The 14062-nt window shown below is 60.8% G+C and carries 12 protein-coding genes and 1 pseudogene; 2 read left to right on the forward strand and 11 right to left on the reverse strand.

The window, feature by feature from the left end; genetic code table 11:
* Positions 1-253: 253 nt before the first annotated feature.
* The 9 genes and pseudogenes from OMP40_RS33230 to OMP40_RS33270 all read right to left on the reverse strand — a co-directional run bounded on the left by OMP40_RS33230 (position 254) and on the right by OMP40_RS33270 (position 10267).
* Positions 254-1060, reverse strand: coding sequence for a GTP pyrophosphokinase (locus OMP40_RS33230; RefSeq protein ID WP_277537682.1), 807 nt, complete (start codon positions 1058-1060; stop codon positions 254-256).
* Positions 1061-1133: 73 nt separating this feature from the next.
* Positions 1134-2240 (reverse strand): quinone-dependent dihydroorotate dehydrogenase, encoded by a 1107-nt coding sequence (locus tag OMP40_RS33235; protein ID WP_277537684.1) that lies wholly within the window; start codon positions 2238-2240, stop codon positions 1134-1136.
* Positions 2241-2557: 317 nt separating this feature from the next.
* Positions 2558-3970 (reverse strand): L,D-transpeptidase, encoded by a 1413-nt coding sequence (locus OMP40_RS33240; protein ID WP_277537686.1) that lies wholly within the window; start codon positions 3968-3970, stop codon positions 2558-2560.
* Positions 3906-4151, reverse strand: coding sequence for a hypothetical protein (locus tag OMP40_RS33245; RefSeq protein ID WP_277537688.1), 246 nt, complete (start codon positions 4149-4151; stop codon positions 3906-3908). The genes OMP40_RS33240 and OMP40_RS33245 overlap by 65 nt, the downstream gene beginning before the upstream one ends.
* Before the next feature lie 731 nt (positions 4152-4882).
* Positions 4883-6460 (reverse strand): stalk domain-containing protein, encoded by a 1578-nt coding sequence (locus OMP40_RS33250; protein ID WP_277537689.1) that lies wholly within the window; start codon positions 6458-6460, stop codon positions 4883-4885.
* 92 nt (positions 6461-6552) lie between these two features.
* Entirely contained in the window at positions 6553-7167 is a 615-nt protein-coding gene (locus OMP40_RS33255; RefSeq protein ID WP_277537691.1) for an adenylate/guanylate cyclase domain-containing protein, read from the reverse strand.
* Positions 7164-8339: pseudogene (locus OMP40_RS33260) on the reverse strand (CHASE2 domain-containing protein); the annotation flags it as partial. The pseudogene OMP40_RS33260 and the gene OMP40_RS33255, both read right to left, overlap by 4 nt.
* Positions 8340-8602: 263 nt before the next feature.
* Complete coding sequence (locus OMP40_RS33265; RefSeq protein WP_090115658.1) at positions 8603-8839, reverse strand: ferredoxin; 237 nt, start codon at positions 8837-8839, stop codon at positions 8603-8605.
* 144 nt (positions 8840-8983) lie between these two features.
* A complete protein-coding gene (locus OMP40_RS33270; RefSeq protein WP_277537693.1) occupies positions 8984-10267 on the reverse strand; it encodes a DNA polymerase IV in 1284 nt (427 codons plus the stop codon).
* Positions 10268-10443: 176 nt separating this feature from the next.
* Here OMP40_RS33270 and cimA point away from each other — a divergent pair, with 176 nt between their 5' ends.
* Positions 10444-12057, forward strand: a complete 1614-nt coding sequence (gene cimA / locus OMP40_RS33275; protein ID WP_277537695.1) for a citramalate synthase — start codon at positions 10444-10446, stop codon at positions 12055-12057.
* 90 nt (positions 12058-12147) lie between these two features.
* Here the strand turns inward: cimA and OMP40_RS33280 are convergent, their stop codons facing one another.
* Complete coding sequence (locus tag OMP40_RS33280; RefSeq protein ID WP_277537697.1) at positions 12148-12738, reverse strand: TlpA family protein disulfide reductase; 591 nt, start codon at positions 12736-12738, stop codon at positions 12148-12150.
* 263 nt (positions 12739-13001) lie between these two features.
* Here OMP40_RS33280 and OMP40_RS42675 point away from each other — a divergent pair, with 263 nt between their 5' ends.
* Positions 13002-13325 (forward strand): Mov34/MPN/PAD-1 family protein, encoded by a 324-nt coding sequence (locus tag OMP40_RS42675; RefSeq protein ID WP_420872069.1) that lies wholly within the window; start codon positions 13002-13004, stop codon positions 13323-13325.
* Here the strand turns inward: OMP40_RS42675 and OMP40_RS33285 are convergent.
* Positions 13322-14059 (reverse strand): exonuclease domain-containing protein, encoded by a 738-nt coding sequence (locus tag OMP40_RS33285; RefSeq protein ID WP_277537699.1) that lies wholly within the window; start codon positions 14057-14059, stop codon positions 13322-13324. The genes OMP40_RS42675 and OMP40_RS33285 overlap by 4 nt on opposite strands.
* Positions 14060-14062 lie beyond the last annotated feature (3 nt).

The following is a 14062-nucleotide window of genomic DNA, read 5'->3' on the forward strand; positions in this document are numbered from 1 at the left end:
ATCCGATTTGCGTTCAACTGTTCGCTGCAGTCCTCTTTGCCCACCGCATACCTTCGCGCCGATCCATGACCTGACCCGCAGATGAAAAAAAAGAGAGCCCCCGGTCGCCAGTCAGCCGGCCCGAACGCTCTTAACGCCTCGCTTGGCTTTGGACGGCCGCGGCTAGCGGACTGCCTGCCGTCAACCTTGCAGCGGGAAGCCTGCTCCGACGATGCGGCTGTCTAACGCAGGCCGCAGTCCATCCGCCGCAGCCTTATTGGCTGCTGTTACTCTTGCCCGCCCGGGCGAGCGCGGCCTGGATCTCCTGGGACAGCTCCGCCAGCGCCCACATGTCCTCCTGCTCCCACAGCTCGTTGAACCGCAGCTGGAACTGCGCGGCTTCGCGGACGCGGCGGAAAAAGTACAATCCTTGAATATCGTTAAGCACCTTGCGCACGATGCCCGACTTCTCCTCGAAGTCCTGCTGGGCGTCGACGATCTCCTGGCGGATGCTCGACATCTCGCGGTCGAGGGCGAAGGCGGCTTCGGACGCCTTGCGCAGGCGCTCCCGCACGTGCTCCGGCAGCTGCTCGCGGTATTTGTAGTTCAGCGAATGCTCGATCGTCGCCCAAAAATTCATGGCGAGCGTGCGGATCTGAATCTCCGCCAGCACCGGCATCGAGCCGAGCGACGTCTGCACCGGATATTCGACGATGATGTGGTAGCTGCGGTAGCCGCTGTCTTTAAAGTTCGTAATGTAGTCCTTCTCGTATACGAGCCGCAGATCCTTGCGGATGCGGATCATGTCCGCCACGCGGTGAATGTCCTCCACGAACTGGCACATGATGCGAATGCCCGCGATATCCTCGATGCCCGTCTCGATCTGGTCTATCGGGACGCTGAGCCGCTTCGCCTTTTCCAGGATGCTCGAGATCCGCTTGACCCTGCCGGTCACGAATTCGATCGGCGCGTATTCGTCGCGGGCCTTCAGCTCGGTACGCAGCGACTTCAGCTTGATCTTAAGCTCTTCTACGGCCTGCTGGTAAGGCAATAGGAACTTGCTCCAGTCTCTTCCGTCCATACGTCTACGCATCCTTTCCTGCCGCATTGCCGCGCTATCGTGATCCTTGCGAACGGATGCCTTCCTGCCGCGCTCAGCGCCGGTGATCGGCGCCGACCGCCTGCGTGATCCGGGTGAAACCGTCCTGCTTAAGCAGGCGCTTTAACCCTCCCGCGATCTCCTTGGCGACCCCCGGGCCTTTGTAAATGAGGGACGTGTATACTTCCACCAAAGACGCGCCGGCGCGGATCTTGTCATAGGCGTCCCTGGCCGTGAATATGCCGCCCGAGCCGACGATCGGCAGCCGGCCTTCGGTCAAGCGGTACAGGGAGCGGATCACTTCGGTGGAGCGCTGCGTGAGCGGGCGGCCGCTTAGACCGCCCGTCTCGGACTTGTTCAGGTGCGTGAGTCCGTCCCGGCCGATCGTCGTATTGGTGGCGATGATGCCGGAGATGCCGCTCTCCACAATCGCTTGCGCCATATAGGACAGCTGCTCCTCGTCGTTGTCCGGCGCGAGCTTGACGAGGATCGGCTTCGGCAGTTCGCCGTGCGCGGCGGCCTGCTGCTCCATCTCTTCCTTGACCGCGGCCAGCAGGTCCCGCAGCTCGTCGCCGTGCTGAAGCGCCCGGAGGTCCGGCGTATTGGGCGAGCTGATGTTGACGACGAACAGGTCGCCGTACGGGTAAAGCTTGGCGATGCAAGCCCGGTAATCGGAAGCCGCCTCTTCGTTCGGCGTCGTCTTGTTCTTGCCGATGTTCACCGCCAAGGGGACCTTGCGCTTGCCGAGCCGCGCGAGCCGGGCAGCCATCGCGTCGGCCCCTTCGTTGTTGAAGCCCATCCGGTTGATCAGCGCTTCGTCCGGCGGGAGCCGGAACAAGCGGGGACGATCGTTGCCCGGCTGCCCCTTCGGCGTCACGGTGCCGACCTCGAGGAACGACAGGCCGACGCTGCCGAAGCCTCTGACGGCCTTCGCGTTCTTGTCGAGTCCCGCGGCGAGTCCGACGGGGTGGCGGAACCGGAAGCCGAGCAGATCGACCGCCAGCTCCGGCGAATCCGGGACGCCCCATATGCCGGACAACAGCGCCGGCACGCCCGGAATCCGCGAGGCGGCGCCCATGCCGTCAACGACGAGGTGATGCGCATCCTCCGGATCCATTTTGAAAAACAGCGGTTTAACCCACTTATACAAGCGTTTCAGCATCCTTTCAAATCGCGGCGCCATCGGTTGCCGCATAAAACCCTCGCGTACCAGTTTAGCCTTTTCTGCGCCAAAAGAAAAGGGAATATCGCCCCCGGCAGGCTGCCGTTTCATCTGGCGTTTTAAAGATCAAGCGTTTACAATAGTAGCATATGCCGATTATGTAAAACGGAAAGGTTGGTTCCCATGAGCGCGCCAAAAAAAACAAGCACCGATTCACCGCAAACCAGAGACCAAGGAGCAGGTCAACAAGCGCGGCATTATTATCGCGGGTACCGTATTCGGCGTCATCGTCATCGCGGTGGCCGTCCTCCTGATCGTCAATCCGTAGCCGGCCTGGCGGGCATCCGGTTTAATCGAGCCATTCGTATTTTTTGGCGGGGTTGGTCTCGTTCTGCGCAGGCTTCAGCTTGAAGCGCTTCTCCGGCGCGCGCAGCTCGACGGGCAGCCCCCCCTTTGCTTATCGTCACCTTCGTGCCGATCTGGACCAGATCGAACAGCTCCTCGACGTCTTGCTTGTTCATCCTCGCGCACCCGTGCGACTCGTCCTTGCCGACGCTCGACGGCTCGTCCGTGCCGTGAATCGCGTACAGCGTATCCGACAGCGTCATCCCTCTGCTGCCGAACGCGCCGGTCGCGCTGCCGTTCGGGTTTCTTACCTTTTCCGAAATGACGAAGCTGCCTTCCGGCGTCGGCGTGTCCTTCGCGCCGAGTCCGACCTCGTAATTGCGCAGCAGCACGCCGCCGCTGATAACCGCCAGGCGATGCCTCGTTTTGTCGATGACGATCTCGATCGGCTGCTCGGCCAGCGCGGCAAGCGTCCCTGCCGGCGCGCCGTTGCCATCTGCCGGTCCCGTCTCGTTCGGCCATCCTGCCGCCGCGCCCGCAGCCGCCGTCTTGGCCGAGAGCTCGGCCGACAGTTCGCCGAACCATGCCGTCTGCTCGGGATTCCAGCCCGACATGATGTTGTTCGGGTATGCAGCCGCGAGCGCCTTCGGCGAAGCCGGCCATTTGCCCGTGCGCTGCTTGTAGGCGATCATCGCCGAGCGCAGCACGAGCTTGCCCTCCTGGAGCGGCTTCCAGGACGCGATCCGCGCCGCCGTCGGCTTGGCATCCTGCGCCGTGCCGCACGGACACCAGCCCGAATCGTACCAGTCGACGCTGGCCGCAGCCCGATCGGACGGCGCATCCACCTTCGCGATCGGCGTACCGGCCTTTACCCAATCGATCCAGTTGCCGAGCCGGGGCGATTTGAAAAGCAGCGAAGGCGCGGCTTGGTCCTGCGCGGTGAGCAGCTTGCCCAGGATGGCCTGTCCCGCTTCGTCGCGACCGACGGCCGCCGCCATCAGACCTGTCGGCTTTGCCGGTCCGCCGCCGCCGTTCCCGCTTCCGCCGCCGCCCTGCGCGGCGGTCCCGTCTTTTCCGCCGCCCGTTTGTTCCGGCGATGGCGAAGCCTCGGCCTGCGCCGACTGGCCTCCCGCCTGAGCCGACGGCGCGGCTTGTCCGCCGGTCGCGAGCGCCGACTTCTGCGGCGCGGCCGCTTGCTGGGCGTAAGCGAATACCCCGATCGCGAGCAGAGCCGCACCGCCTGCGAGCGCCAGCCAACCGGCCCGCCGTCTTCGGGAAGAGCCGGGCTTGGCATTTTTGCCCGGCGCGCCGACGCTCTCTTCAGACTTCAGCTGCGGGCTCTTTTTTGGACTCGAACGCCTCGTACACGGGGCCGGCCTGCGCAAAACAATAGTTCGCCTTCGCCTCCTGCCCGCGAGACAGGTATTCCTTTCCGAGCAAGTACCAAGCCATCTGATTGTTCCCGTGCTTCAGTAAATAATCCTTGATCGGGAGCGCATCGTGCACATCCGGTCCGAGCTCGTAGAACTGTTTGATCTGTTCGTCGAGACGGTCGTCGTTAGACATTATTTTTTCCCTCCCTGCTGCGAACGCTATCGTTAATGTCGGTGCGAAGGACCGATCGCATTAGCCCTTGAGTCGGCGCCGCCTCCCGCGCCAGCAAGAAAAACGGCTCTTGCAGCCTTTGTTTGCGCAATGTCGCGCAGCGGCCGGACTGAGGAGCCCTTATTTTTGTTCCTAACGCGATTTGCGGCCAGCTCGCGGACCCAGAGGCCTTTATTGAGGGATTGGAGACTTATTTAGCCCGGATCTGGGTGGATAACGACTCTCCAGTCCGTAATAAACGCAATTGCACCGTTTTTTTATGAAATAGCGTCCTCGGAGTCCATCCGAGTCCGGCATCTTCGCTCGGCTTGCATTCGGCTGCCCAGCAATTCTCTATTGCCTCTCAAGCTTACCTTGCCTCCTAACGTCATCGTAAGGTTAGAAAGTGAAGTCAGCGGAGGGGATTGGATGCCGCCGCTCATGTTTCGCAATTTGTCTGCGCGAGGGATAACTTGCGAATGCCTGCAAAGGATGGGCAGGCGTTTCCTCCTCTGCTCTTCCAGTCGGCTGAAAAACCTGCGTTACCCAGCGTACTTCCCCCCTCTCGCCTCGCGCGACGATGCAAGAGGGGGGCTTAAGGCGCTGTAAAGTGCTGTAATGCGTTACCTGTCGATTTTATACTTTCTATCATTCTAAAAAAGGACCGTCCGTCAGCGGCAAGCGCTGCGGACGGTCCCGTGGGAAGGGGCGGTTTAAAACGTTTTGCTGCGGATGATAACGGCTTGCACGGACGCGTCCCATTGAATGTCGAGATCGCCCTCCGCGGCGAAAAAGCGGACCGGCACGTAGAAGCTTCCGTCCTTCAGCACCGGCGCCGCATTAAGCGCAAGCTCGGACTTGACGCCGCCCGCGTCTTTGGATACCTTTTTCTGCCCGTTCGCGACCGCATACACGGTATCGCCTTTGGTCAGCTTGCCCGACTTGGTCTTGGCGTCGTAGGTCACGGCGAAGCCCGTCGCCTGGCCGACCGCCCGCAGCGGCAAATACGTCGCGCCGCCGGACACGAACGCAAGCTTGTCCGACTTCAGCGGCGAGCCGTTCAGCAGCGTCTTGATCGCCCCGTCCTTTTTTAGTCCCGCCGCGCCCGCATACTTTCCGAGCCGCCGGACTTTGTTGCCCGCTTCGTCGGCGATCGCGAGGCTGCCGTCCGCCAGGACGGCGACGTCGGTCGGATGGTCGAACCGCGCCGCATACAGAACGCCGTCGACGGCACCCGGCTCCGTCGCTTCGCCGGCCAGCGTCGTCACCTGGCCGTCCTTAAGGAGACGCACGACATGATTCAGGCTGTCCGCGATAACAAGCGTGCCGTCCGGCGCGATCGCGAGGCCTTCCGGCGCGTCGAAGCGCGCCTCGGCTGCCGCGCCGTCCAGATAATCGCCCTCGGCGTAAGGACTGTCGGCGCCCAGCGCCGGCGCCGTGCCGGCGACCGTGCTGACGGTCCCCGCGGCGAAATCGATATAGCGGATGCGCTGATTGCCGCGGTCGCTGACGTATAGATTGCCCTTGGCGTCGAGCGCCAGTCCGCTCGGCTCGTTGAACTTGGCGTTCGCCAGCGGGCCGTCCAGATAGTCGCCGAAGCTCTCGGCCGCGCCGGGCAAGTACTGGCCGACCCGCGTCGACGGCGCGTTCAGCGTCTTGACGGTGCCGTCCGGCGAGATCTTGCGGATCGCGTGGTTCAGCGTATCCGCCACGTACACGTTGCCGTCGGCGTCGACGGCGACATCGGACGGCGCGTAGAACGTTGCCGCGCCGCCCTTCCCGTCCGCCGCGCCGGACAAGCCGCTGCCCGCCAGCGTCGTCACTTTGCCGTCGGTCCCGATCTTGCGAATCGCATGGTTGCCCGCGTCGGCCACATAGGTATTCCCGGCCGCATCGATGGCGATGCCGAGCGGCTGATCGAACAGCGCGCGGTCTGCGAGATCGTCGTGATACGACCCCGTCGGCAAGCCGCCCTCGTCGGAGCCGGAGAAGTGTCCCGCATAGGTAGTCAGCGCGTTCGGGGCCAGCAGGCGGATCAGATGGTTCCCGCTGTCCGACACGGCCAGGCTGCCGTCAGCGCGTACGGCGAGCGAATGCGGCTTGAACAGCGTCGCCCCCGCGAGCGGGCCGTCCTGGCTGCCCCATTCGGATTGTCCCGCCCAGGTGCGAATCTCGTACAGTCCTCCCGATTGCAGCCATCCGGTATCCGCCGCGAACGCCGCGCCGGGAACGGTCAGACTGAGTGCGAGCGCCGCGGCGGCGCCGGCCGATTTGCGATTCCATGCTTTCATTTTCATTCTCCTTCATGGGCTACTCGATCTATTGACTTGCATTACCTACTATTTTATAGAAGCTAAATCCCGGGAAAATCCGACAAAAGTCTCTAAATCGCGTTCTGACCGGCCTTCGGGACTTCGACCGCCGGAGCGGACGCTCCGGCCAAGCCGAGCAGCTCGTAGACGCGGATCGGCAGCGACTTTCCTTTGAACATGCGATCTTCGCCTTCGTCGAACCGGAAGTGGGCGGAAGTCTTGGCGTAGACGGCGTCGGACACCATGATCTGCCCCGGCTTCGTCTGCGACTCGATTCGCGCCGCGATATTCACGTTGTCGCCGATCGCCGTATAGTCGACCCGCAGGTAAGATCCGATATTGCCTACGACGACGGTGCCTGTGTGAATGCCGATGCCGACGTTGACCTCGCAGCCGTATTTTTCGCGGATCGTCCGCCTGATCTCGTTCATGCCCTGTTGTATCTCGTAGGCCGTCTTCACCGCAAGCCGTTCATGGTCCTCGACGTCGAGCGGCGCATTGAACAGAATCATCGCCGCGTCTCCGATGAACTTGTCGATCGTGCCGCGGTTGGCGAGCGTCGTCTCCGTGATCATGTTGAACATCGTGTTAAGCGTATCGACCAGCTCGGGCGGCGACAGCTTCTCGGACAGGGGGGGTGAATCCCCGGATGTCCAGGAACAGGACGGTGATCGTCTTGGAGTCACCGCCCAGCTTGATGTCGATGTCCTGCGAGACGATCTGCTTGACGAGGTCGGGGGGATATGTAGCGGCCGAATTGACGCGTGACGAAGTGCTTCTGCGCGCTCTCGAGGTAGGACTTGAGCGACACGTTGGTCAAATAGGCGAGCGTGACCGCAAGGATCGCGTCCGCGACGCCGATTTGAATCTTGTAAGCGTCGTAAGCGAGCATTTGACCGTAAATCAATCCGCTTGCCGCCGCGAGATAAAGCAGGATCGAATAAATGTTCTTGAGGCGCCAAGGCAGCAGGACAAACAGGAGGAACAGCGCAAGTCCGCCCAGCCAGATCGACCACGCAGGCGCGTAACCGACCGACGTACCGCCGAGCAGCTGGTTCACGATATTGGCATGTACGTACACGAGCTGCATTTTCTTTTCGATCGGCGTCGTCCCGCTGTCCTGTCCTGAATCGTCGGACAATCCGACCGCCGTAAAGCCGACCAGGACGACCGAATCCTTAAAGACGCTCGGATCGATCTCGCCGTTCAGCACGCTGCTGAACGATACGGTCGTAACGTCCTCGGTGTTCAGCTGGTAGTCGATCGTGATCGTGTTTTTGGCGACCGCGTTGTTTTTTTCGAAAATTTTGCCGGGGTCCGTCATCTTGTCGTATGCGGACAAATCGGCGCCGGCCATGTCGGCCGCCATGTAAGCGAGCGACGGATAAACCTTGCCGGCCTCGTCCTGGATCTTGAGCCAGGTCTGCCGGATGACGCCGTCGGGGCTCGCGACCCGGTTGATGTTCGCCAGCTTGACGTGCTTCGCGAATCGGGGCAGCGGTCCGTCGATGCGATAGGCCTTGAGCAGCGAGTCGGGTCTTGCGACGGTCTCGCCGAAGACGTCCCCCTCCGTATCCCCGATCACAGGCAGGATGACGTTGTCATAGGCGGCGAGCGCGTCCGCGAACGCCTGATCGCTGTCGGGATTCGTCTCTTCGTTGAACGTAATATCGAAGCCGATCGCCTTCGGTTCGCCGCCCGGCTGGTTCAACATATCGAGGAACGGCGCATAGACGGCGCGGTCCCACGGGAACCGGCCCAGCTCGGCCAGCGAGTCGTTGTCGATCGCGACGACGACGATATCCTTCGGCGGCTTGCCTGCGGCTTGCTTCATATTGTAGTCGTAAAGCATGTTGTCGAGACGACCGAGCCAGCGCTCGTTGTGCGCGAAAAAAAAGCGCGATCAATAGCAGGACGTTCATTACGATGGCCAATCTTTTGATTTTCTCTCTCACGGGTTCCCCTGCCCTTTGCGAATCGATCGTACGTTTCATTGCTAGTATACTTGAATCCGGGGAAAGATTGTTCAAATTTTGTCAAAAAAAGGTCGCAAAAAAACCTCCCCGTGCCGAATGGCGACCGGGAAGGCTCATCTGTTCGAGACCCGAAAGAAATCGCGAATTACATGTTGAACGGTTCGTCGGCGATTTGGATCGAATCCGTCGGGCAGCCGTCCGAAGCGTCCTGGAGATCGTCGTACAATTCTTCGGGAATCTCGGTCGTTCCGCGGTTGGCGTCGCCTTTGTAAATGACCTCCGCCAGACCTTCGTCGTCATAATCGTAAATATCGGGCGCAGTGGCGCCGCACGCGCCGCACGCGATACAGGTGTCTTTATCGACATACGTAAATTTAGCCATAAGATGATAAGCCTCCTAAAAAAAGTCAATCCCGCCTGAAATACGCGGAAACGTTCGCCGGTTAAATCCAAATATAATACAAAAGACCGCGACTTTCAAATAAAAATAAGGAATACCGGGCTATAGCTTCGGTTTATAGCGACGTCATTCGCCGTCCTCTTTCTCGCGCAAAAAGTCGGTCTGCAGGGAAGTTCCCCTGATTTTCTTGTTGCGAATCAAGGCCGACGGATCGTTGGTCAGCATGCCGGCCGTGAGCACAGCGCTCTCGCCGAATTTGTCGCGAAGCCGGTCGAGGACGGAGACGAGCTGTTCTTTGCGCGGCGTCTCCTCGTATTCGAATAGATCGAGCTGGACGGGCGTCTCCGTCTTCGGGGACAGGCTCTGCAGCGTAATCCCGAGCAGCCGGACCGGCTCGCCTTCGCGCCAATTGGCGTCCATGAGCTTGCACGCGACCTTGTATACGTCCTCCGCGTTCTCGGTCGGCACGTCGACCGTATGGGAGCGCGTGATCGTCTTCATGTCCGGATCGCGTATCGTGATCTGCACGGCCCTGCACATCATGCCTTCCCGCCTGAGCCGCCGCGCGGTCTGATCCGCCAAATTCAACAGCACCCGGCGGAATTCCTCGCGCTTGGTCAGGTCGGCAGGGAGCGTCGTCGTATGCCCGACCGACTTGGCCGCCTCGCGGAGCGGCTCGACGGGCGCATCGTCCATTCCGTGCGCCGCGCGTTTCATCCAGGCGCCGTAAACGCCGAATTTATCCTTCAGCAGCTTCTCGTCCGCGGCCGCCAGCTCGCCGATCGTCCGAATGTTCATCCTTAGTAGCTTCTCCGCCGTTTTGCCGCCGATCCCATACAACGTTTGGCAGGGCTTGCCCCACAGCAGCTTGGGCACGTCCCGCCGCCGTACGACGGTAACCGCGTCGGGCTTGCGCATGTCGGAGCCCATCTTGGCCAGCAGCTTGTTCGGTCCAATGCCGATGGAACACGGCAGCCCGAGCTCCTCCTTCACCCTGCGCCGGATCGCCTCGGCGATCTCGATCGCGGTCCCGAACTGGGAGCTGCCGGTAATATCGAGAAAGCACTCGTCGATCGACACGGATTCGATCTGCGGCGTATAAGCTCCCGCGATGCGTCTGAAGCCCCGGGAGTATTGCCTGTAAAGATCGAAGTCCGGCGAGATGAGGATCAGCTCGGGACATAGCCGTTCTGCCTGCCTGACCGTCATTCCCGTCCTGACGCCTCTGGCTCTCGCTTCGTACGAGCTCGTGACGACGATTCCCTTGCGAAGCTCCACGCTGCCGGCGACGGCCGTCGGCTTTCCCTTATATAGATCGGGCTGCTCTGCCGCATGGACCGAGCAATAAAAGGCGTTCATGTCCATATGCAATATAATTCTGCCGCGCTTTTCGCGAACTCCGCCATCCATCCCGCTCATTCTCCTCGCGCGTTTTTCGGCTCCTTACATTATAATACGCGAAGCCTCCGCGGTCACCCGTCGCCCGGTTCTCCGTCATTCCTCCCTCTACAATTGGTTCGCCGCATGCTATAATAGTTAGAATATTCGCCGACTGGCTATTCCGTTATCGGGAGGTACCTTGATCCATGACCCAATCCATCAGCATTTTCGATACGACGCTTCGCGACGGCACCCAGGGAGAAGGCATCAGCCTGACAGCAGAGGATAAGCTCAAGATCGCCCTGAGGCTCGACGCGCTGGGCATTCACTATATTGAAGGCGGCAATCCCGGCAGCAACAGCAAAGACATCGAATTTTTCAAGCGCGCCCGCGAGCTTAATCTGAACGCCAAGCTCACGGCGTTCGGCAGCACGCGCCGCAAGAACAGCTCCTGCGAGCAGGACGGCAACTTGCGCAATTTGATCGAATCCGGCGCGAAGGCCGCGACGCTGGTCGGCAAGACATGGGACTTCCACGTTCATACGGCGCTTCAGACGACGCTTGACGAGAATTTGGCGATGATCGGCGAATCGATCGCCTTCCTGAAGCGCCACGGGCTCGAAGCGATCTTCGATTCGGAGCATTTCTTCGACGGCTACAAGGCGAATCCCGCATACGCGCTGGCCGCGCTGACGCGCGCTCGGGAAGCCGGCGCGGACTGGATCGTACTGTGCGACACGAACGGCGGCACGCTGCCGAGCGAGATCGCCGAGATCGTGTCGGGCGTCACCGCCCAAGTCAACGCCCCGATCGGCATTCATACGCACAACGACTGCGAGCTTGCCGTCGCCAACACGCTGGCCGCCGTCGCCGCCGGCGCGCGCCAGATCCAAGGGACGATCAACGGCTACGGCGAACGCTGCGGCAATGCCAACCTTTGTTCGATTATCCCGACGCTTCAGCTCAAGCTGGGATATCCCGTCGTCTCCGACGAGCAGCTTCGCTCGCTCACGTCCGTGGCGCGTTACGTCGGCGAGATCGCGAACGTCATGCTCCCCGTCAATCAGCCATACGTCGGCACGGCTGCGTTCGCGCACAAGGGCGGCATCCACGTTTCGGCGATCCTGAAGGATTCCAAAACCTACGAGCACATCTCGCCGGATCTGGTCGGCAACAAGCAGCGCGTGCTCGTCTCCGAGCTCGCCGGACAGAGCAATATTCTGTCCAAGGCCCAGGAGATGGGCCTCGACGTGACGACCGACAGCGCCAAGGCGAAGGGCGTCATCGAACGGATCAAGCAGCTCGAGCACGAGGGCTATCAGTTCGAGGGTGCCGACGCGTCCCTGGAGCTGCTGCTTCGCGAAGCCTATACCGATCTCGTCGATGTTTTTTCCGTCGAATCGTTCAAGATCCTCGTCGAAAAGTCGAAGGCCGGCACGCAGACCGAGGCGATCGTCAAGCTGAACGTGGGCGGACAGCAGGTATACACGGCCGCCGAAGGCAACGGCCCTGTCAACGCGCTGGACAACGCGCTTCGCAAAGCGCTCTCCCAGTACTTCCCGGGCATTCGGGAGATCCACCTGTCCGATTATAAGGTCCGGGTGCTTGACGAAAAGGAAACGACGGCCGCCAAAGTTCGCGTGCTGATCGAATCGACCGACTTCAAGGACAGCTGGAGCACGGTGGGCGTCTCCTCCAACGTCATCGAAGCAAGCTGGGAAGCGCTCATCGACAGCATACGCTATGCCCTGCTCGGCATGGCGCAGAGCGACTTCGCCCCGGAGGCGCCCAGAGAGGCGCTCGGTCTGGTGAACCACTGACATCGCCGGAACAAGCACGAAGACGAAGAGAGCGCGCCTCAGGACATCGGTCCCAAGGCGCGCTCTCTTGCGCGAGGCGGCATATGGCGACTAGGCCGCGCCCTGCATCGCCTCGTCGATCATCGCTCTCCATTCCTTCAAGCTCTTGGCGCCTTCGATCCGCTGCCGGACGATGCCGTCGCGATCCACGATGAAGCTGATCGGATACGAGAACACTTTATAATCGTCGCCCGCTTTGCCCTCTTTATCCATTAGCACGGGAAACGGTATGGCCTTCTCCTTGACAAAATCCTTGGCGCCTCTAACCGTATCGTACTTGGTCGCGTTTACGCCGTACAGCTCGATTTTCCCTTTGTATTCCTCGTAGAGCTTGACCAGGTCGGGCGCTTCGATATCGCACGGGCCGCACCACGAGGCCCAGAAATTGATGATCAGCACCTTGTCCTGCGGAGCCTTCGGATCGACCTCGTAGGTCGCGCTATCGTCCAGGGACGACAGCTTCAGCGCGGGCGCTAACGAACCTTTCGTAGGCGCTATTTTGTCCGGCGCGCCGCCGGTTGCCGACACCGCCGATCCATCTATAGACCCGCGCGCGTCTTTACTGTTTCCCGCCAGATTATAAACGAGTACGCCGGCAATCGCTACGATAAATAGGACGACAATAAATACGTTACGCTTCAATTCCTTCTCCTCGCTTCGCCAAGGTCGCTTCCTTCATTTTAACGGATTCTGCCGTTTCATGCCATCCCCTCGGACGCCGGCATTGCAACCGACCGCCGTTCTCGCGCATACTGAACGTAGTTCGGTCCGATAAAGCTCCTTCCGTTAGAAAGGTTGACGCCCGATGCGCAAACCGTCCGAAGTTCAATTGACCGACACGCTTCTTCGCGACCTCGTAGCAGGCTGTCGCGAAACGTTCCCGCTAGAAGCCTGCGGCGTTCTGCTTGGAACGCCCCATAACGCCGTTATCGCGGTGTCCGATATCCGATTTATTCCGAACGTCGCTCCCAATCCGGCTGCCGCCTTCGCCTTCGAGCCCAGCGCCTGGATCGAAGCCGCATACGCAGCGCAAAAAAAGCCGACGGGAGGTCGTCGGCTTTTTTCACGCTCATCCGGCCAGTCCGCCGGTTCCGAGCGCCAGCGATATTCGTGGATGGGACGGCAGCGGCTGTCACTTGATCGTGGGCTTCGGGCCTTCGGAAGCAGTTCGCGCATACGCCGCGAACCGCGATGGCACCTGGGCCGAGATTCGGCTGACCGCGCGCTAATGCCTGCTCAGATACGCGTATAGATCGCCGAGCGTCGATACCTGCTTGGCTTGAATTCGCTCAAGGAAGGCGAACCACAGCTTGGCCGTCATCAAAGAATCGTGGAGCGCATGATGACGATAGGTGATTTCGATCCCGTACGATTCGAGAAGCTCGTCTAAGCCATAGCTTTTGCGACGGGGCTCCAGCCATTTGGCCACCATCATCGTGTCGACGACGCGATGGGACAGATTCACTTTGGACGTCTTCCACAAGGCGGCGTTCAGGAACTGCTTGTCGTGACCGCTGCCGTGCGCGATCAGCACCCGCTTCCCGATAAAATCGAGAAAATCGTGCAAGCCCTGCATGAGATCCGGCGCCTCCTGCGCCATCGCGTCCGTAATCCCCGTCAACTCGGAAATATGAGGCGGAATTTTCCTGCGCGGATTGACGAGGCGATAGAACGGCTCGGCCGCTTCAAGCTCGCCCCCTTTGATCAGCACCCCGCCTATGGAGAGAATCTCGTCTCCGTTATACGGATTGAAACCCGTCGTCTCCAGGTCGAACACGACGGCGTCCATCTCGGACAATGGCGTATCCAGCGCGGATTCCTTGCGCTGGTCGCGCGACACCTGCCGGATGAACGCCATCTGCTGCGCATTCGAAGAACCCAGCATCGATGCGATCGCAGGCGTGATGCCGCCCGTCTTGTATAAATGCCACATGCGGCCCATCGGACTCTTGGGCTCCTTCATGCC

Source organism: Cohnella rhizosphaerae, from assembly GCF_029525575.1.
GTDB classification, from domain to species: Bacteria; Bacillota; Bacilli; order Paenibacillales; family Paenibacillaceae; genus Cohnella; species Cohnella rhizosphaerae.

Excerpts from the sequence above, each read along its gene's own strand:
- OMP40_RS33230 (WP_277537682.1), bottom strand. The coding sequence starts at position 1,060 with ATGGACGGAAGAGACTGGAGCAAGTTCCTATTGCCTTACCAGCAGGCC.
- OMP40_RS33235 (WP_277537684.1), bottom strand. The coding sequence starts at position 2,240 with ATGCTGAAACGCTTGTATAAGTGGGTTAAACCGCTGTTTTTCAAAATG.
- OMP40_RS33245 (WP_277537688.1), bottom strand. The coding sequence starts at position 4,151 with ATGTCTAACGACGACCGTCTCGACGAACAGATCAAACAGTTCTACGAG.
- OMP40_RS33250 (WP_277537689.1), bottom strand. The coding sequence starts at position 6,460 with ATGAAAGCATGGAATCGCAAATCGGCCGGCGCCGCCGCGGCGCTCGCA.
- OMP40_RS33265 (WP_090115658.1), bottom strand. The coding sequence starts at position 8,839 with ATGGCTAAATTTACGTATGTCGATAAAGACACCTGTATCGCGTGCGGC.
- OMP40_RS33270 (WP_277537693.1), bottom strand. The coding sequence starts at position 10,267 with ATGGATGGCGGAGTTCGCGAAAAGCGCGGCAGAATTATATTGCATATG.
- cimA (WP_277537695.1), top strand. The coding sequence starts at position 10,444 with ATGACCCAATCCATCAGCATTTTCGATACGACGCTTCGCGACGGCACC.
- OMP40_RS33285 (WP_277537699.1), bottom strand. The coding sequence starts at position 14,059 with ATGAAGGAGCCCAAGAGTCCGATGGGCCGCATGTGGCATTTATACAAG.